We start from the raw sequence: 17870 nt of genomic DNA, 5'->3' as shown, positions 1-17870 counted from the left end.
GGTCAGGGCCGGGGTTCCAGGACGGCTTGGGTTTGGGTGGTGTGGGCGATGCGGCGGCCGGTGGCGTCGAGCAGTTCGGTCTGCACGGTGATGTTGGTGCGGCCCACGTGCAGGGGGCGGCTGACCGCGTGGAGGGTGCCTTCGCGCAGGGCGCGGAAGAAGTTGGTCTTGGACTCGGTGGTGGCGGTGGTGGCGCCGTCGGGAAGGTTGAGGTGGGCGCAGAGCGCGCCCGCGGAGTCGGCCAGCGTCATGACCGCTCCCCCGTGCAGCGCTCCCCCCGCGGTGCAGTGCTGGGGTGCCCAGTCCAGGTGGGCGCGGACCTCGTGCGGGGTTGCTTCGGTGAGGTGCACGCCGAGGGCGTGGGCGAAGGGCATCAGCGCGATCAGCTGCTGGTGGTCGGTCACGCGGCTCCTCCGGTGAGCATGGTGGTGGCGGCGGTGACGAGTTCGGCGTTGTCGGCGGCGATCTGCCCGTCGGGCAGGGCGAGGGTGTCCTCCAGGCCGATGCGGGTGGCCAGACCGCGGCGGGCTGCCACGGCCAGCACCGGCCAGGCTCCGGCGGCTTCGCCGTGCAGGAGGATCGGGGCCGGTGCGGGGCGCAGGCGGGTCAGCAGTGCTTCGGCGGTGGTGGCTGCGCCGCGGGCGGTGTGGTCGGTGACCTCGGCGAGGATGCGCAGCACCCGTCCGCGGTGCGGTGAGCGGTGGAACTGCTGGTCGGCGTCGGTGCCGGAGTAGATGCCGGCTTCCACGCCGATGCCGCGTTCGAGCAGGGTGGCGGCGATGTCGTCGGCGCCGGGTTCGTGCCAGTTGACCGAGGCGTGGTCGGGCAGCACGGTCCAGGCGCGGATGGCCTGGATGCGGGCTGCGGCGTCGGGGGCGGTCCAGGCGCCGGTGGTGACGCCGACCGGGGTGCCGGGTGCGGCGGCGCGCACGGCGCGCAGGGTGGCGGCGACCAGGTGCGGGTCGAGGCTGTCGGTGCCGTCGGGGGCTTTGGGGTGCAGGTGGATGTCGGTGGCTCCGGCGGCCACCGCGTCGGCGGCGGCTTTGGCCAGTTCTTCCGGGTGCACGGGCAGGTGGAAGTGCTCGCGGGGTGACCGGGCGCCGTTGAGGCAGACCTGCAGCATGCTGTGATTCTCCCCTGGTGGGGCGTGGGTGCGGAAGTTGGCGGGCTGGTTTCGTGATCATCTCGCAGCGCCGCCCCACCATCGGTGGATGGGGGCGGCTAGCGTGGGTGGGGTGTTGAGCAAGCGGATCCTGCGGGGTGTGGCTGCCGGGGAGATCACCGAGGCGTACCTGCGGTGGCCGAGCCGGTTGGTGGAGCCGGGCAGCCAGGTGAGCACGGCGGTGGGGTTGATCGGTGTTGGTGCGGTGGTGCGGGTTGATCCTGCTGAGCTGACCGATGCTGATGCGCGGCGGGCCGGGTTCGGTTCGGCGGCGGGGTTGCGGTCGTCGTTGGACAAGCACGGTCGGGGTGAGGTGTACCGGGTGGTGCTGAGCTTCGACGGGCCTGCGCCGGAGGTGGTGCCGGATCCGGTGGTGTTGGGGGTGGTCGAGCGGGCGGGGATCGATCGGGAGTTGGCACGGTTGGACGTGTCGGCGCCGCGGGGGCCGTGGACGCGGCAGGTGTTGGAGGTGGTGCGGCGGCGGCCGGGTGTTCGGGCGGCTGAGCTGGCCGCGGAGCAGAACCGGCCGGTGTCGCGGTGCAAGTCGGATGTGTGGCGGTTGCGGGAGTTGGGGTTGGTGGAGCCGGTGGGTTCGGGGTTCGGGTTGTCGGCGCGGGGGCGGGCCTACCTCGGGGCGGGGTGAGGTGGCTGCGGGTCAGCGGGGGCGGATGATGCCGCGTTGCAGGGCGGTGGTGATGGCTGCGGTGCGGTTGTCGACGTCGAGCTTGTCGTAGATGTGCACCAGGTGGGTCTTGACGGTGGCTTCGCTGATGAACAGGGCCTTGGACAGGGCGCGGTTGGACAGGCCTTGGGCCAGCAGTTGCAGGATTTCGACTTCGCGGGGGCTCAGCGCGGGTTGGGGTTGGCGCAGGTGGCCGAGCAGGCGGGCGGCCACGCCGGGGGCCAGTGCGGTTTGGCCTTGGGCGGCCAGGTGGACGGCTTGGCGGAGTTCGTCGGGTGGGGCGTCTTTGAGCATGTAGCCGGTGGCGCCGGCTTCGACGGCGGCGAGGATGTCGGCGTCGGAGTCGTAGGTGGTCAGCACCAGCACGGGTGGTCCGCCGTTGGTGGTGATGTGGCGGGTGGCGGTGACGCCGTCTATGCCGGTGGGCATCTGCAGGTCCATCAGGACGATGTCGACGTCGGTGGTGGCCAGGGTGTTGAGGGCGGCTTGGCCGTCGGCGGCTTCGGCGACCACGGTCATGCCGGGTTGGTCGTCGAACATGGCGCGCAGGCCGCGGCGGACGACGGGGTGGTCGTCGACGAGCAGGATGCGCAGCGGGTTGGCCTTCACCGGATCTCCTCGGGGGTCAGGGGTAGCCGGATGGCCACCGCGGTGCCGTCGCCGGGTGCGGTTTCCACTGCCATGGATCCGCCCAGTGCGGTGATGCGTTCGCGCAGGCCGGTCAGGCCGTAGCCGGTGCCGTCGGGGGCGGGGCGCACGGTGGTGGGGTCGAATCCGGTGCCGTCGTCGTAGATGTCGAGGGTGACTTCGGTGTCGAGGTAGCCGAGGGTGACCACGGTGGTGCTGGCGTGGGCGTGGCGGGTGACGTTGGACAGGCTGGTCTGGGCGGCGCGCAGGAGGGCGACTTCGTAGCTGGAGGGCAGGGCGACGGGGGTGCCGTTGGTGTGCAGGCGGCAGTGGGTGCCGGTTTCGCGGGCGGTGTTGGTGCACAGCCGTTGGAGTGCTTGTGGGAGTCCGGCGTCGCTGAGCGAGGGTGGGCGCAGGTCGCGGACGAAGCGGCGGGCTTCGTCGAGGTTGTCGGCGGCGGTGCGGTGGGCTTCGGTGATGCGGGTGCGGGCTTTGTCGGCGTCGGCGGGCAGGGCGGTTTCGGCGGCGCGCAGGAGCAGGACGATGCTGGAGAGGCCTTGGGCGAGGGTGTCGTGGATTTCGCGGGCGAGGCGTTCGCGTTCGGCGGCGACGCCGGCTTGGTGCTGGGTGGTGGCCAGTTCGGCGCGGGTGCGGGTGAGGTCGTCGATGAGGGCTTGGCGGCGTTGGGTTTCGGCGTAGATGGCGGCGTAGCCCCAGGTGATGACGACGGCGACGCCGGCGCCGATGGTGGGGCCGAGCACCATGCCGATGCTCCAGGTGCCGGTGCGCCAGCCTTGGGCGGTGACCACGACGGCGGTGACGACCACGACGGCGGTCAGGGCGTGGCGGCCGTGCAGCAGGTGCAGGTGCAGGAAGAACAGGGGGAAGGCCAGCCAGGCGAAGTCGGGGCTGGTCGTCAGCAGTGCGGCCCAGACGGCGGTGACGGCGGCCAGCCAGCTCATGGCGCGCCACCGGTGGTGCAGGGTGTGGCGCAGCAGGGCGCCGGTGCTGTAGACGGCGGTGAGCACGAGGGCTCCGGCGATGGGTGGCCAGCCGGTGGGGTGGGTCAGGGTGGCGCGGGTGGTGGCGATGGCCAGCAGCAGCAGGAAGCCGGTGTGGAAGGCCAGGCGGACCAGACGCAGGGCGGTGGCCAGGCCTGGGGTGGTTGGGGCGGCGGTGTCGGGCACTGCGGTCACCTTAGCCGCTGGTGCGGGGGTGTTCACCAGGACCTTTCTAGCTGTGGCCGGGGTGGTCCGGCATCGTTCGTTCGGTTGAGCCGGGTGTGCACCGGGTGGCGTGGGCAGGTCGATCCGCGTTGCGATGGCAGGCGGGCTTGTGGTGGGGAGGCTGGTGGGCGTCATTGGTCCACTGATCGGAAAGCAGAGCACTCGTGTTCCTCGCCATCCGCGACATCCGCTTCGCCAAGGGGCGGTTCGCGCTCATGGGTTCTGTGGTGGGGCTGATCACGCTGCTGATCGTGCTGTTGTCGGGACTGACCGCGGGCTTGGCCCACCAGTCCACTTCGGCGATCACGCAGCTGCCCGCCACCCACATCGCTTTCGGGGCTGCTGAGGGGCAGCCTCCGGAGGAGTCCTTCGCTGATTCCTCGGTCACCGTTGAGCAGTTGGCCGCTTACCGGGCTGCGCCCGGGGTGCGGTGGGCTGAGCCGTTGGGCATCGCCCAGACCCGGTTGGACACCCCGGTTGGGGGTGCTGCGGCCACGGTGTTCGGGGTGGCGCCGGGTGCGGACCTCTCCCCCGTGCCGGTGGCCCCGGGTGGGTTGGTGGTCAGCCGGGAGCTGGCCGAGGAGGCCGGGCTGGCGGTGGGTCAGCGGGTCCGGGCCGGTACCGCGGAGTTGACCGTGGACGGGGTCGTGGAGAACTCCTTCTACAGCCACACGCCGGTGGCGTGGGCGGCGTTGGAGACCTGGGCGGTGGTGCGGCCGCCGCAGGTTGGTGCGTCGGTGGCCACGGTGATCGCTGCTGATGTCGTGGATCCGGCTGCCGCGGATGCCGCGGCGGGGACCGCTTCGGCGACGGTGGCGGGCAGCTTGGCCGGTATTGGTTCCTACTCCTCGGAGAACGGGTCGCTGTTGATGATGCAGGGGTTGCTGTACGCGATCTCGGCGTTGGTCATCGGGGCGTTCATGACGGTGTGGACGATTCAGCGCAGTGGTGACATCGCGGTGCTCAAGGCGTTGGGTGGGGCGACTGGGTACTTGCTGCGGGATGCGTTGGCGCAGTCGGTGGTCGTGCTGCTGCTGGGTGCTGGGCTTGGTGGCGCGGTGGGTGTGGGGTTGGGGGCGGTTGCCGGGCAGGTGGTGCCGTTCCAGTTGACCGCGGCCACGACCGTGCTGCCGGTGGTGTTGATGATCGTGTTGGGCATGGTGGGTGCTGCGCTGGCGGTGCGGCGCATCACCTCTGTTGACCCGCTGACCGCGTTGGGAGCTGCGCGATGAGTCTTGAGCTGAGTGGTGTGCGTGTGTGCTACCCCGATGGTGACCGGGTCCTGACCGCGTTGGACGGGGTGGGTCTGCGGGTGGCGGCTGGGCAGCTGGTGGCTGTGGTGGGGCCGTCGGGGTCGGGCAAGTCGAGCTTGCTGGCGGTGGCGGCGACGCTGTTGCGCCCGGATGCCGGGCGGGTGGTGCTCGACGGGGTGGATGCTGGGGGTTTGTCGGCGGCGGGGCGTGCCCGGTTGCGGTTGGACAAGGTCGGCATCGTCTTCCAGCAGCCGAACTTGTTGGCGTCGTTGACGGCGGTGGAGCAGGTGCTGGCAACCCACCACATGCGGGGTGGGTCGGTGCGGCGGCAGCGGCGGGCGGCGGCGGAGTTGCTGGCGTCGGTGGGGTTGGACGGCAAGCAGCATCGGCGTCCGCACCAGCTCTCCGGTGGGGAGCGCCAGCGGGTCAACATCGCCCGGGCGCTCAGCGGGCGGCCTGCGGTGCTGCTGGTTGATGAGCCCACTGCTGCGTTGGACCACGAGCGTGGTCGGCAGGTGGTGGAGCTGCTGGCGGAGGTCACCCGCCAGCACCAGGTGGCGACCGTGGTGGTGACCCACGACACCGAGTACCTGGATGCGGTGGATGAGGTGGTGGAGATGCGTGATGGGCGGTTGGGTGCGTTGCAGGCCCGCCGCTGACCGGCCTGGGGCCGCCGGAGGAAGCTCCGGCGGCCCTGTGCCGGTCAGTAGTGGGTGTGCATGGCGTGGCGCACTTCGGTCAGGGTGGTCTCGGCCAGGGCGTTGGCGGTGGTGTTGCCCTGGTGGAGGACGTCGCGCAGGTAGGTGCGGTCGCGGGCGAGTTCGGTGCGGCGGGCGCGCAGTGGTGCCAGGTGTTCGTTGACGGCTTCGGTGGTGACCTTCTTGAGCTGGGCCGCGCCGCCTGCGCCGATTTCGGTGGCCAGTTGTTGGGGGTCGCGGCCGGTGCACAGTCCGGCCAGCAGCAGCAGGCTGGCCACTTCGGGGCGGGTGTGCGGGTCGTAGGTGATGTGGCGTTGCGAGTCGGTCTTGGCGCCGCGGATCTGGCGGGCGGTTTGGTCGGCGGTGGCGGAGAGCAGGATGGCGTTGCCGCGGCTCTTGCTCATCTTGGTGCCGTCGGTGCCCAGCAGCAGTGGTGCGGGTGAGAGCAGCGCGTCGGGTTGTGGGAACAGCGGTTGGTAGCGGTCGTTGAAGCGGCGGGCGATGGTGCGGGTCAGTTCCAGGTGTGGCAGTTGGTCCTGGCCCACCGGTACCAGGTTGGCCTTGCAGAACAGGATGTCGGCGGCCTGGTGGGCGGGGTAGGTGAACATCAGGCCGCTGACCGCGGCTTGCCGGGAGTGGGCGATCTCGTCCTTGACCGTGGGGTTGCGGTTGAGCTCGGCCACCGAGATCAGGCTCAGGAACGGCAGCAGCAGTTGGTTGAGGGCGGCTGCGGCGCTGTGGGTGAAGATCGTGGCGTGCTGGGGGTCGATGCCGGCGGCCAGGTAGTCCAGCAGCAGGTCCTCGACGTGCTGCTGGAGGTGTTCGGCGACGTCGCGGTCGGTGAGCACCTGGTAGTCGGCGATGATCACCATCAGTTCCACGCCCTGCTGCTGCAGGCGCACCCGGTTGTGCAGGGTGCCGAAGTAGTGGCCCAGGTGCAGTGGGCCGGTGGGGCGGTCGCCGGTGAGCACGCGGAACTGGTGCGGCTGTTGGGCGATGAGCTGTTCGAGTTCGGCGCTGCGGCGGTGGGCGGGTGCGGTGTCGATGGGGCTGGTCATGGTTCTCCCGACCTTGCTCGGGGGCCTCGGCTGGGACGCCCGGTGGTCGTGGGAGGAGACGAGAACGGGCCGTTCAACCGAACGGCCCGGGACGATGTCGTGCACGTGCTGGTGGCCGCTCCTATCCGGAGCGCCACCACGCCTGGCACGAACTGCGAATCACGGGGGCCACTGTACTCGCGGTGGTGGGGGTGGTCAGTCCAAGGCCAGTTTCAGGGAGGTTTCCACGGTGGTGAAGCCGAGCTTGTCGTAGATGTGGCGGGCGGGGTTGCCGAGGGTGACGGCCAGTCCGAGCACGGGCCAGCCCTGGGCGGCGGTGCGGGCCAGGGCGCGGCGCAGCAGGAGGCCGCCCAGGCCGGTGCAGGTGGGGTCGGGGTGGCGGAAGAGGTCGCCGATCCAGGCGGTGCCGTTGAAGTCGTTGACCACGATTCCGGCGACGACTTCGTCGGCGGCGTTGACGATGAGTGCGCTGCTGTCCAGCAGGGGGCCCAGGACTCGTCCGCTGAGCAGGGGTTGGAGTTCTTCGCTGATCAGTTGCTGGTCGCTGCTGGGTGAGCCGTCGGGGTGCTGTGGTGGGTAGGCCGCGCGCCAGGCGGGCAGTACTGCGGTGGCGGGCCGGTCGCAGGGCACCGCGCGCAGCGGGGCTGGGGGTTGCTGGTGGGCCCTGTGCGGTGGGGGTGGGTCGCGGCGCAGGTCGCGGTGCATGGTGGCGGCGTGGCGGTGCACGCGTGCTCCGGCTCGCACCAGGTGCCGGCCTTGGTCTTCGGTGACCAGGAGGTGCCAGCCGGGTAGTTCCGCGGTGAGGACTTCGAGGACCGCTGGGCCACTGGCCTGCAGCAGGCGGGCTGTGCGGGGTACGCCGGTCACTGGGGCGTAGGAGATCGTCGTCGAGCCTTGGCGCACCACTGCGGCGCCTGCGGGGGCGCCGTTCTCTCTCAGCACCCGCCCAGGTCTACACCGCTTCCGTGGGCTGGGCAATCAATTTCCGCGCGCGTCCGGGACGCTAAGATCAACTGGTGCTGGTGGTGGTGCGGGCTGTTGCACCGGGACCACCCTGGACCTGCACACCGGCCGCACCGCTCGAGAAGAGATCCGCGATGCCCAACACACCCGATCCGACCCGCGTGCACCCCACCACCCGGCCGGAGCTGACCAACGTCGCGTTCCTGTCCACAGTGGTCAGCTCACCGCTGATCGAGGTCGGCGAGTTCACCTACTACGACGATCCGCAGGGCGCGGCCGAGTTCGAGACCCGCAACGTGCTCTACCACCACGGCCCGGCCAAGCTGCGCATCGGGCGCTTCTGCGCGCTGGCCACCGGGGTGCGGTTCATCATGCCCGCTGCCAACCACCCCATGGTCGGTTGTGCGACCTACCCGTTCACCCTCTTCGGTGGGGACTGGGCCGAGGCCACCCTCGACATCGTCACCGCGCTGCCCGGCAAGGGTGACACCGTGGTCGGCAACGATGTGTGGATCGGTCGGGACGCCACGGTCATGCCGGGGGTGCGCATCGGTGATGGCGCGGTCATCGCCACCGGTGCGGTGGTGACCAGTGACATCCCCGCCTACGGCATCGCCGGGGGCAATCCGGCGCGGGTCATCCGCCGCCGCTTCTACGATGACGATGTTGAGCTGCTGCAGCGCATCGCCTGGTGGGACTGGCCGGTGGCGGCGATCACCGAGCACGTGCGCACCATCATGGCCGGGCATCCGAAGGAGCTGGCCGCGGTCGCCCGCCGCGAGGGGCTGCTGGTCGACTGAGCCGCCTGGCACAACTGGAGAGGACACGCTGTTGATCGATCCCCGGCTGCGTGGTCGGGTCGCGGTGATCACCGGTGCCGACAGTCCGCTGGGCATTGGTGCGGCCACCGCCCGCGCGCTGGCCCGCCAGGGGTGCAAGGTCGTGCTGGTCTCCCGGCCGCGCACTCCCCCGGAGCCCACTGATCACGTCTGCGATGCGCTGCGCGCTGACGGGGTCGAGGCGGACTCGGTGGCCGTGGACCTCGCCGACCCGAGTGCGGCGGGGGTGGTCTTCGAGCACGCCGAGGGCTGCTTCGGGCCGGTGGAGATCTTGGTCAACAACGCCGCGCACCACGTCCCGGACACCTTCCGGGCTGATCCGGTGCGTGGGTTGGTCGCTGTGGAGGCGGCTGGGCTGGATGCCCACCACGCGGTCAACACCCGTGCCCCGGCGCTGCTGATCGCTGAGTTCCACCGCCGCCACCTGCGTCGCAGGGCCAGTTGGGGGCGCATCATCAGCATCTCCACCGACGCGGTGCCCGGCACTGCCGGGGAGGTTTCGCACCTGGCCAGCAAGCACGCGCTGGAGTCGCTGTCGCGGTCGGCGGCGGCCGAGCTCGGGTCCGCGGGCACCACGGTCAACATCATCGCCTGCGGCCCGGTGCAGACCGGGTGGTTGTCCGAGCACGCCACCGCCCGCGCGGCCGAGCTCAGCCCGCTGGGTCGGGTCGGGCGGCCCGACGACATCGCCGACCTGGTGGTGTTCCTGGCCTCGCACCAGGCCCGCTGGCTGACCGGCCAGACCCTCTACGCCGGTGGCGGCAAGCGCATGCTCTGACCCGCCGAGGTGCGGGTGGCGCACCGTCATGACAGCAGCTCGGCGGGCGGGCTTGGGCTACCGTGGCTGGTGTGAACAGTCAGCCCCTCCCTGGTGGAGTGGTGCACGACCTGCCCGCCGACCTGCGCGAGGCGCTGCTCGCCGATGCCACCGCGCTGGCGGCCTGGCACGACATCACGCCCCTGGCCCGCAACGAGTTCATCTGCTGGGTCCAGGACGCCAAGCAGCAGGCCACCCGCCAACGCCGCATCCGCCGCACGCGGGAAGAGCTGGTCGAGGGCAAACGCCGTCCATGCTGCTGGCCGGGCTGCAAGCACCGCGAACGCACCGGGCTCACGCCGGACGGGCCCGGCTGCTGAGCAACTGCACCGCCAAGCCCGCCAGCACCGCGCCCATGAAGTAGCGCTGCGCCCGCAGCCACCCCGGTCGCCGCGCCAGCAGCCCCGCCACCGACCCGGCGGTGAGCACGATCAGCGCGTTGACCGACACCGCGACCGTGATCTGCACCGCGCTGAGCACCAGGCTCTGCGCGGCCACCCCGCCTCGCGCCGGGTCGACGAACTGCGGTAGCAACGTCACGTAGAGCACCGCGATCTTGGGGTTGAGCAGGTTGGTCACCAGTCCCATCGCGAACAACCGGCCCGGTGGGTGCGCGGGCACCTCCGCCGGGGTGAACGCCGATGCCCCGCCCGGGCGCAGCGCCTGCCAGGCCAGCCACAGCAGGTAGCCCGCTCCGGCCAGCTGCACCGCCGTGTACAGGGCGGGTACCAGGGTGAACACCGCGGCGATCCCGGCCGAGGCCGCCGTGGCGTAGACCAGGAAACCCACCGCCACCCCGGCCAGCGACACCAGGCCAGCCCGCCGACCCTGCGTGACTGACCGCGACACCAGGTAGACCATGTTCGGACCCGGCGTGAGCACCAAGCCCAGCGCCACCACCGCGATCCCCGCCACCGCACCGACACCGACCACGCGTCACCTCCACTCGTGCCGGTGACGCTAAGCGGCCCGGGCAGTGCGGCGAACAGCCAATCCCGCGGACCTGGCCGCACGGCCCCGGTGCTCGAACCAGGTGGGAGGGTGGTGGGTGCCAGCTGACCGCGTTCCACCCCTGTCGTGGTGGTAGGGGGTTCCGGCCTGGGGCGCCAGCCGGTGATCCGGGCCCCACCTGCGGCGAGAGGGCCCGGCTCCGGTGGGGTCGGTGCGGACGCGAGCCCGTCCAGCCCACCCCCGGTCCCCGGTCGGTGAGCCGCTCGAGCACCCCGCCGTGGTGCACCACCCCGCCTGTGGTGATGCCCCGGGAGGCTGAATCGGTCCCGCAGCGGGTCCACTGTGATCCGTGGCCGGCCCGCCGCGGCACCGCGGCGCTGGGGATAGCATCCGGCTAGGCAATCACCCGGCGAGCAGGAGAACGAAACCTCATGACCAAAGCTCCCGTCACCGTGACCGTCACCGGTGCGGCCGGTCAAATCGGCTACGCGTTGCTGTTCCGGATCGCCTCCGGTCAGCTCATCGGGCCCGACACCCCGATCAAGCTCCGCCTGCTGGAGATCCCGCAGGCGGTCAAGGCGGCCGAGGGCACCGCGATGGAGCTCGACGACTGCGCCTTCCCGCTGCTGCAGAGCATCGACATCAGCGACGACGCGCGCACCGCCTTCGACGGCACCAACGTCGCGCTGCTGGTCGGCGCCCGCCCCCGCACCAAGGGCATGGAGCGCGGTGACCTGCTGGAGGCCAACGGCGGCATCTTCAAGCCGCAGGGCGAGGCCATCAACGCCGGTGCCGCCGAGGACGTGCGCGTGCTGGTGGTCGGCAACCCCGCCAACACCAACGCCCTGATCGCCCAGGCCCACGCCCCGGACGTGCCCGCCGAGCGGTTCACCGCCATGACCCGCCTGGACCACAACCGGGCCCTGACCCAGCTGGCGCAGAAGCTGGGCGTGCCGGTCACCGAGATCAAGAAGCTGACCATCTGGGGCAACCACTCCGCCACCCAGTACCCGGACCTGTTCCACGCCGAGGTCGGCGGCAAGATCGCCGCCGAGCAGGTCGAGCAGTCCTGGCTGGCCGACGAGTTCATCCCCACCGTCGCCAAGCGCGGCGCGGCCATCATCGAGGCCCGCGGCGCCTCCTCGGCGGCCTCGGCCGCCAACGCCGCCATCGACCACGTGCACACCTGGGTCAACGGCACCCCCGAGGGTGACTGGACCTCCGCCGCGGTGGTCTCCGACGGCTCCTACGGCGTGCCGGAGGGCCTGATCTCCTCCTTCCCGGTCACCGCCCGCGACGGCAAGTTCGAGATCGTGCAGGGCCTGGAGATCGACGAGTTCTCCCGCGCCCGCATCGACGCCTCGGTCAACGAGCTGGTCGAGGAGCGCGACGCGGTCCGCAAGCTCGGCCTGATCTGAGCCCGAGGCGCTCGGGGCCGCACCTGCGTAAGCCAGGTGCGGCCCCGCAGTGCGTTCTAGGCCGGGTGGGCCAGCACCGGGTAGTGGTCGGAGAAGTCGGTGTAGGTGTAGGTCTGGCCCCACGAGGTCACCGACCACTCCGGCGAGTGCACCGCGCGGGTCTCGGCCACCCACTGCCGCGCCCCGTGCCCGGCCAGGGGCAGCACGTGGTCCAGCTGCTGCCCCGGCCAGCCCGGCGCCTGGTCCGCGGCCACCGAGTTGGTCGCCGGGTCGTAGGAGGCGGGGTGCCCGATGGGTGTTGGTGCGGTCGCGCCCAAGGTGGCCAGTGCCGCGCTGAACTCCTCGGCCGCTGCGTCGATGTTGAGGTCCCCGGCCACGACCACCGCCTCCTCGGCCGGGATCGCCCGGTCCGCGACGAACTGCGCGATCTCGCCCAGCTGAGCGGCCCGCACCCCCGGCGCCCGGTCCCCGCAGGCCGGGTCGTCGGCCTGCAGGTGGGTGCCGATCACGTGCACCGGGCCGCCGGGAGAGTCGATGCGGGTGTAGGCGAAACCCTTGTTGGACGCCGCATCGGCGCCGCAGCCCGGCGCGAAGACGTGCTGGACGCGCTCGGCCACCGGCCAGCGGCTGAGCACCGCCACCCCACCGTCCTCGGCGGGTGTCCGAATAGGACCCGAGCGTGGCGTCCCAGCCGTCCCGGGAACGCCCCAGCACCGGGGTCTGGTGCGGGTAGTCCGCGGCGAGGTTGGCCAGCAGGCGCTGCGAGGCCTCGTTGTCGAAGGCCTCCTGCACCACCACGACGTCCTGGCCCTGCAGCACCCCTTCGGAGGCCAGCAGGTCGGCCCGCTGCAGCTGCCCCCAGTTCGGGTACAGCGAGCGCGGCAGCATGAACACGTTGTAGCTGGCGATCCGCGGCCCGTCGGTGGCGGGAGCGGCCGCCGCCGACGGGGTGGCCATGCCGCTCAACGCCACCACCAGGGACATGAAAGCTATTCGTATCTGCAGGGGGGATCATCATGCCCACCCCCCGCCGCGCCCTCCACCACCTGGCGGACAACAGCCGGGAACAACCCGGTTGCCACCGACCACACCCGACCAGCAGCATCAGTCCATGGACCGCCCCGCTGAGGAGATCCCCCTGGACACCGCGGTACTGCGGCGCTGGCGCAGCACCGACCTCGCCGACCTGCACCGCGTGGTCACCCAAGCCCTGCCCCACCTGAGCCCCTGGCTGCCCTGGGCCACCGAGGACTACAGCCTGGAGACCGCCGCCCAGTTCCTCCAGCAGTGCCAGGACAACTGGCACACCGGTAAGGCCTTCACCTACGCCATCACCGTCGACGGCGCCCTCGCCGGCTGCATCGCCCTGGAACGCCGCATCGGCCCCACCGGCCTGGAGATCGGCTACTGGCTGCACCCCGGCCACACCGGCCGCGGCCTGGCCACCACCAGCGCCGCCGCCCTGACCGACCAAGCGCTGGCCCTGCCCGGTGTCGACCACGTCGAGATCTGGCACGACGCGGCCAACACCGCCAGCCAGGCCATCCCGCAACGCCTCGGCTACACCTGCGTCGACCGCCACAGCCCACCACGCCTGCCCGCCCGCCCCGGCGAGTCCGGCATCGAGGTCGTCTGGCGCCTGACCCGCTGAGTCCCGCGACCGCCGCCCGTCACGGCTGAGGGCGCGGCTCGCCCAAACCCGCGATCAGCAGCTCCACGAGTCGACGTGGGTCGTAGTCGGGATCGTGGTCGGCGCCGATGCAGAGGTTGCCGACTCCCCGCATGAGCTCATACGCCCCCAGCTCGGCCCGGATCCCACCCGCACTGGCCGCGGCTTCGAGCAACTGGGTGCACACCGGCACCAGGCGGTCGAGGAAGTAGGCGTGTAGCGCGTCGAAACCGGCGTTGTCGGACTTCAGCACCGCGGCGAGCCCGTGCTTGGTGACCAGGAAGTCCACGAAGAGGTTGATCCACTGCCCCAGCGCGGCGTGCGGGGTCGCGCTGGTCGCCAGCAGGGTCGGCCCGGCTTCGGCGAGTGCTTCGACCTGGTGCCGGTAGACCGCGATGATGAGGTCCGCCCGAGTCGGGAAGTGGCGGTAGATGGTGCCCACTCCGACCCCGGCCTTGGCTGCGACATCGCGCACCGGCGCCTCCACGCCCGAGGCGACGAAGACCGCGGCGGCCGCGTCGAGCAGGGTCTTCTCGTTGCGCCGGGCGTCCGCCCGCTTGGACCGGGACGCGCGCCCCGCGCCGTCGCTGTCGTGCACCACTTTGCTCCTCCAGGATCAAGCTTGCTAAGCGGAACGAGGTTCCGTATCTTTACCGGAGCAACGTTCCGCTTGTTCATGGTGCCAGGGCATGAACCCGCCGACCAGGCCACGCCCCCTCGGCACCACCCGCGATGGAGGAAAACTCATGCAGTACCGCACCTTGGGCCGCACCGGTGTGCAGGTCAGCGCCCTCGCGCTCGGCGCGATGAACTTCGGCGCCATCGGACGCACCAGCCAGCACGAGGCCACCGCCATCGTCGACGTCGCGCTGGAGGCGGGGATCAACCTCATCGACACCGCCGACATGTACGGCGGCGGCGAGTCCGAGGAGATGGTCGGCAAGGCCATAGCCCACCGCCGCGACGACATCGTGCTGGCCACGAAGGCCGGCATGCCCATGGGAGAGGAGCGCAACCACCGGGGCAGTTCCCGTCGCTGGCTGGTCACCGAACTGGACAACAGCCTCCGCCGCCTGGGCGTCGAGCACGTGGACCTCTACCAGATCCACCGGTGGGACCCCAGCACCAGCGACGAGGAGACGCTCTCGGCGCTGACCGACCTGCAGCGCGCGGGCAAGATCCGCTACTTCGGCTCCTCGACCTTCCCCGCCCACCGCATCGTGCAAGCCCAGTGGGCCGCCCGCGAACACCACCTGAGCCGCTACGTCACCGAACAGCCCAGCTACTCGATCCTGCAGCGGGGAATCGAAGCCGACGTGCTGCCCGTGACCGAGCAGTACGGGCTCGGTGTCCTGGTGTGGAGCCCGCTGGCCTCGGGCTGGCTGACAGGCGCGGTCCGCGCCGGACAGGACATCACCACCCACCGCTCCACGTTCATGCCCGAACGCTTCGACACCGCCCTGCCCGCCAACCGGGCCCGGCTCGACGCCGTCGAGCAGCTGGCCAAGCTCGCCGACCAGGCGAACCTGACCATGATCCAGCTCGCGCTCGGATTCACCACCGCGCACCCCGCAGTGACCAGCGCGCTCATCGGCCCCCGCACGCTGGAACACCTGCGCTCGCAACTGGCCGCCGCCGACACCGTGCTGCCCGCCGACGTGCTCGACGCCATCGATGCCATCGTGGCCCCCGGCACCGACCTGGCAGCCCACGAGAAGTTCGACACCCCACCCGCCCTGCTCGACCCGTCACTCCGGCGCCGCTAGACGCCGCCCGCAGGAGCGCTCCACATCCCCTCCCGCAACACCCAAGCCGTGGCGCGCGGGGCCAGCGAGGAGTCGTCCTCGCTGGCCCCGCCGGAGAGCAGTCACCAAACGACTGGCGAACGCGAACAGCTACCCGGTTCGACCAGCACTTCCGACAACCCGCGTCCGTGCTCCCAGGTTGGTGAGTTCCCGGGCGCTTGTCGGCGTCGTGCAAGCCTTCGAGCCGCTCTCCCCCCGCCCTGCGCGCAGGGACGAAAACCGCAAGCGATTCGGGCGTGATCGGCGCGCTACAGGTCGAACGCCAGGTGCGGTCGGGACCAGGTGATCTCGCCCTCCGGCGGCACCACGCCGACCCGCCGGGCACCCATCGCCAGGTAGAAGCCCTCCGACGGCGGGTGCGACACCACATGCAGGCGCCGCAACCCCCGCGCGCGGGCCTGCGCGCAGGCGTCTGTGAGCAACAGCCGACCCAGACCGAGCCCCTGCGCCGCGTCGTCGACGAACAGGAAGTCGACCTCGCCCTCCCCGTCAGTGCCGCGACCGGGGACCAGCACGGTGTGGAAGCCCAGCACACGCCCGCCGTCCTCGCGCGCCACCCGCACCAGGTGCGCGGTGAGGTAGTCCGCGTCGAGTCCCGGCTCGGCCACCATCGCCTGGTAACGCCCCTCGTAGGCGCTGCTGGTGCGCACGATCCGCGTCAGCTCCGCGCAGTCGGCGGTCGTGGCGTCCTCCACCCGCGTCGTCATGACCGCCAGTCAACACCACCGCCACGACAGCGGGCGCTGACCGGGTCACCACACCGAGTCGAGGGCTTGCTCCAATACGGGCATGCGGTGCGGCCCCGCGAGGTGGCGGGTGAGGTAGGCCCAGCAGTAGCCGCGCGAGAGCGACACCCACGCCGCGCAGCAGCGCCGGGGTCGGGTGCAGGTGGGCGTTGACCAGCCCGGGCAGTACCACCCGCGTGGGCCGGTCCACCGGGTGCTGCGGTCGATGCGCGTGATGCGACCGTCGGCCAGGGTGGTGGCGAACGGCCATCGCCGGCGTGACCGGTGATCCCCCGCACCTCCCGCAGCACCCGTTCCACAACCAGTCTTCTCGATCGACTGACGAACTCAGACTAGTACCGCCAGCAACCGGTTTTCCCACCACGAAGCGGAAATCCCGTCCGAGGAGCCGGTAGCGTGGTTGCGTGCCCACCAACGAGGTCCGCTTGCTGCGCAGCGCAGCACTGTCCGATGTGGCCGAGTACGCCTACGGCGCCGTCGTGCCACCCGATTCCCCCCTGGTCTTCGCCGCCGGGGCCTGCCCGCTCGACGAGGACGGGACCACCGTCGCGGTCGGCGACTACGCTGGCCAGGCCCGCCAGATGATGCGCAACCTGAGCACCGCCCTGGCCGAAGCCGGAGCCGCACTGTCCGATGTGGTCAAGACGACCGTGTACGTGGCCAGCACCCGCCAGCAGGACCTGGTCACGGCCTGGGAGGTCGTGCGCGACCAGTTCGGCGACCACGACCCGCCCAGCACCCTGATCGGCGTGACGGTCCTGGGCTACGACGACCAGCTCGTCGAGATCGATGCCCTGGCCGCGCTGAAGACCAGCTGACCCCACGGGTGGCGCTGAGGGACGGGACACACCGTCACACCCGTCCTCAGCGCACCCCGCCACCGGGGACCACTACCGGGGACGGTGAGTCCCGCAGTGCCGCCAACTGGCGCGCCGCGTCGTCCCGCGCAGCCGCCAGATGCCACACGGAGTCGACGCGCAGCGTCCACAGCTCCTCGGCCTGACGCTGGCACAGCTCGACGAGCTCCGCTCGTTGCTGCCGCACCTTGGCACGCGCCTGCTCGGCCGCGCGCGTGAGGTCGACGCGCTGGGCCTGCGCCGCGCGCGCCACCTCCAGCACCCACTGCCGTCGGGCGTCGGCGAGTTGGCGGTGCGCCTGCTGCCTCGCCACGCCGACCTCGGTCGCCGCGTTCCACCCGTCCCGCGCGAGGGGCTGCTGAACGGCCTCGCGGGCGACTTCGACATCTCGCACCACAGCCTCACCCCAAACCCGCGGCCACACGGCGAGTGCGACCTGGACCACACTGGGGAGCCTGAATCGTAGCCAATCCGCCCCGTGCGCACGTCGTCCGCGACACCCGGCTGGCACCCCGCCCGCCCGGGGCGGGGACAATGGGGGCAATCCGCACGTCTACCTGGAGCACAGCCGCGTTGTCCCACCAGAACCGCACTCCCGTCGACCTCGGGCTGCACGCCGACTGCGGCAGCTGCTTCGGGCTGTGCTGCGTGGCGCTGCCCTTCTCCGCCTCGGCGGGATTCGCCGTCGACAAGGACGCCGGGACGCCGTGCACCAACCTGCTGGCCGACTTCTCCTGCGGCATCCACGCCCACCTCCGCCAGGAGGGCTTCTCCGGGTGCACGGTCTTCGACTGCTTCGGCGCCGGGCAGAAGGTCTCCCAGCACACCTTCGGCGGCCGCGACTGGCGGCAGGATCCCCAGCGCCGTGGGCAGATGTTCACCACCTTCGCCGTGATGCGCCAGCTGCACGAACTGCTGTGGTACCTGGCGGATGCGCTGACCCGGCCCGCCGCCGCCCCGGTGCACGGCGAGCTGCGGCAGGCGCTGCGGGACACCGAGGCGCTACCTTCGCCGTGATGCGCCAGCTGCACGAACTGCTGTGGTACCTGGCGGATGCGCTGACCCGGCCCGCCGCCGCCCCGGTGCACGGCGAGCTGCG

Annotated in this window: 22 protein-coding genes; 11 read left to right on the top strand and 11 right to left on the bottom strand. The window is 71.4% G+C overall.

Features of this window, described 5'->3' with window-relative positions:
• Positions 1-2 precede the first annotated feature (2 nt).
• Both ABT324_RS19745 and ABT324_RS19740 read right to left on the bottom strand, forming a co-directional pair.
• The gene (locus ABT324_RS19745; RefSeq protein WP_502949767.1) at positions 3-404 is read right to left on the bottom strand and encodes a PaaI family thioesterase; all 402 of its coding nucleotides are present in this window, start codon (positions 402-404) and stop codon (positions 3-5) included.
• Complete coding sequence (locus tag ABT324_RS19740; RefSeq protein ID WP_351179254.1) at positions 401-1123, bottom strand: 3-keto-5-aminohexanoate cleavage protein; 723 nt, start codon at positions 1121-1123, stop codon at positions 401-403. Before ABT324_RS19740 ends, ABT324_RS19745 begins: the two co-directional genes overlap by 4 nt.
• A gap of 112 nt (positions 1124-1235) precedes the next feature.
• On the opposite strand from ABT324_RS19740, the gene ABT324_RS19735 reads away from it, so the two are divergent.
• A complete protein-coding gene (locus ABT324_RS19735; RefSeq protein WP_351179437.1) occupies positions 1236-1805 on the top strand; it encodes a hypothetical protein in 570 nt (189 codons plus the stop codon).
• Positions 1806-1817: 12 nt separating this feature from the next.
• On the opposite strand, the gene ABT324_RS19730 is transcribed toward ABT324_RS19735, so the two are convergent.
• Complete coding sequence (locus tag ABT324_RS19730) at positions 1818-2453, bottom strand: response regulator (protein WP_351179251.1); 636 nt, start codon at positions 2451-2453, stop codon at positions 1818-1820.
• On the bottom strand, positions 2450-3658 hold the full coding sequence (locus ABT324_RS19725; RefSeq protein WP_351179248.1) for a sensor histidine kinase: 1209 nt from the start codon (positions 3656-3658) through the stop codon (positions 2450-2452). The genes ABT324_RS19730 and ABT324_RS19725 overlap by 4 nt, the downstream gene beginning before the upstream one ends.
• 203 nt (positions 3659-3861) lie before the next feature.
• On the opposite strand from ABT324_RS19725, the gene ABT324_RS19720 reads away from it, so the two are divergent.
• Entirely contained in the window at positions 3862-4929 is a 1068-nt protein-coding gene (locus ABT324_RS19720) for an ABC transporter permease (protein ID WP_351179245.1), read from the top strand.
• Positions 4926-5609, top strand: coding sequence for an ABC transporter ATP-binding protein (locus ABT324_RS19715; RefSeq protein ID WP_351179242.1), 684 nt, complete (start codon positions 4926-4928; stop codon positions 5607-5609). Before ABT324_RS19720 ends, ABT324_RS19715 begins: the two co-directional genes overlap by 4 nt.
• Before the next feature lie 44 nt (positions 5610-5653).
• Here ABT324_RS19715 and trpS read toward each other — a convergent pair whose 3' ends face one another.
• Both trpS and ABT324_RS19705 read right to left on the bottom strand, forming a co-directional pair.
• A complete protein-coding gene (gene trpS, locus ABT324_RS19710) occupies positions 5654-6706 on the bottom strand; it encodes a tryptophan--tRNA ligase (RefSeq protein ID WP_351179239.1) in 1053 nt (350 codons plus the stop codon).
• A 195-nt stretch (positions 6707-6901) separates the two neighbouring features.
• Entirely contained in the window at positions 6902-7648 is a 747-nt protein-coding gene (locus ABT324_RS19705; protein ID WP_351179236.1) for a GNAT family N-acetyltransferase, read from the bottom strand.
• 155 nt (positions 7649-7803) lie between these two features.
• Between ABT324_RS19705 and ABT324_RS19700 the strand changes: the two genes are divergently transcribed.
• From ABT324_RS19700 to ABT324_RS19690, 3 genes are all read left to right on the top strand, one after another.
• A complete protein-coding gene (locus ABT324_RS19700) occupies positions 7804-8469 on the top strand; it encodes a CatB-related O-acetyltransferase (RefSeq protein WP_351179233.1) in 666 nt (221 codons plus the stop codon).
• A gap of 31 nt (positions 8470-8500) precedes the next feature.
• Complete coding sequence (locus ABT324_RS19695; protein WP_351179231.1) at positions 8501-9286, top strand: SDR family NAD(P)-dependent oxidoreductase; 786 nt, start codon at positions 8501-8503, stop codon at positions 9284-9286.
• A 71-nt stretch (positions 9287-9357) separates the two neighbouring features.
• On the top strand, positions 9358-9645 hold the full coding sequence (locus tag ABT324_RS19690) for a YdeI/OmpD-associated family protein (protein ID WP_351179228.1): 288 nt from the start codon (positions 9358-9360) through the stop codon (positions 9643-9645).
• Here ABT324_RS19690 and ABT324_RS19685 read toward each other — a convergent pair.
• Positions 9620-10258 (bottom strand): LysE family translocator, encoded by a 639-nt coding sequence (locus ABT324_RS19685; protein WP_351179225.1) that lies wholly within the window; start codon positions 10256-10258, stop codon positions 9620-9622. The two genes, ABT324_RS19690 and ABT324_RS19685, sit on opposite strands and share 26 nt — an antisense overlap.
• A 449-nt stretch (positions 10259-10707) precedes the next feature.
• On the opposite strand from ABT324_RS19685, the gene ABT324_RS19680 reads away from it, so the two are divergent.
• The gene (locus ABT324_RS19680; RefSeq protein ID WP_351179222.1) at positions 10708-11694 is read left to right on the top strand and encodes a malate dehydrogenase; all 987 of its coding nucleotides are present in this window, start codon (positions 10708-10710) and stop codon (positions 11692-11694) included.
• A gap of 56 nt (positions 11695-11750) precedes the next feature.
• Here ABT324_RS19680 and ABT324_RS19675 read toward each other — a convergent pair whose 3' ends face one another.
• Positions 11751-12335, bottom strand: coding sequence for an endonuclease/exonuclease/phosphatase family protein (locus ABT324_RS19675; RefSeq protein ID WP_351179219.1), 585 nt, complete (start codon positions 12333-12335; stop codon positions 11751-11753).
• A 470-nt stretch (positions 12336-12805) separates the two neighbouring features.
• On the opposite strand from ABT324_RS19675, the gene ABT324_RS19670 reads away from it, so the two are divergent.
• Positions 12806-13345 (top strand): GNAT family N-acetyltransferase, encoded by a 540-nt coding sequence (locus ABT324_RS19670; RefSeq protein WP_351179216.1) that lies wholly within the window; start codon positions 12806-12808, stop codon positions 13343-13345.
• 19 nt (positions 13346-13364) lie between these two features.
• On the opposite strand, the gene ABT324_RS19665 is transcribed toward ABT324_RS19670, so the two are convergent.
• Positions 13365-13961 carry a TetR/AcrR family transcriptional regulator gene (locus ABT324_RS19665; RefSeq protein WP_351179213.1) on the bottom strand — a complete coding sequence of 199 codons (597 nt, stop codon included), beginning with the start codon at positions 13959-13961 and terminating at the stop codon, positions 13365-13367.
• A 148-nt stretch (positions 13962-14109) separates the two neighbouring features.
• Between ABT324_RS19665 and ABT324_RS19660 the strand changes: the two genes are divergently transcribed.
• Positions 14110-15129 carry an aldo/keto reductase gene (locus ABT324_RS19660; RefSeq protein WP_351179210.1) on the top strand — a complete coding sequence of 340 codons (1020 nt, stop codon included), beginning with the start codon at positions 14110-14112 and terminating at the stop codon, positions 15127-15129.
• 287 nt (positions 15130-15416) lie between these two features.
• Here ABT324_RS19660 and ABT324_RS19655 read toward each other — a convergent pair whose 3' ends face one another.
• Positions 15417-15875, bottom strand: coding sequence for a GNAT family N-acetyltransferase (locus ABT324_RS19655; RefSeq protein WP_351179207.1), 459 nt, complete (start codon positions 15873-15875; stop codon positions 15417-15419).
• Between the two features lie 443 nt (positions 15876-16318).
• On the opposite strand from ABT324_RS19655, the gene ABT324_RS19650 reads away from it, so the two are divergent.
• Positions 16319-16732, top strand: a complete 414-nt coding sequence (locus ABT324_RS19650) for a RidA family protein (RefSeq protein WP_351179204.1) — start codon at positions 16319-16321, stop codon at positions 16730-16732.
• Between the two features lie 46 nt (positions 16733-16778).
• Here ABT324_RS19650 and ABT324_RS19645 read toward each other — a convergent pair whose 3' ends face one another.
• Entirely contained in the window at positions 16779-17165 is a 387-nt protein-coding gene (locus ABT324_RS19645; protein ID WP_351179201.1) for a hypothetical protein, read from the bottom strand.
• A 179-nt stretch (positions 17166-17344) separates the two neighbouring features.
• On the opposite strand from ABT324_RS19645, the gene ABT324_RS19640 reads away from it, so the two are divergent.
• Positions 17345-17788, top strand: coding sequence for a hypothetical protein (locus ABT324_RS19640; RefSeq protein ID WP_502949766.1), 444 nt, complete (start codon positions 17345-17347; stop codon positions 17786-17788).
• The last annotated feature ends 82 nt before the right edge of the window (positions 17789-17870 follow it).

Origin of the sequence: Saccharopolyspora sp. NPDC000359 (assembly GCF_040300525.1) — a bacterium.
GTDB lineage: Bacteria > Actinomycetota > Actinomycetes > Mycobacteriales > Pseudonocardiaceae > Saccharopolyspora.
The sequence above is the reverse complement of the archived record's forward strand: the minus strand, read 5'-3'. Positions and strand labels throughout refer to the sequence as shown.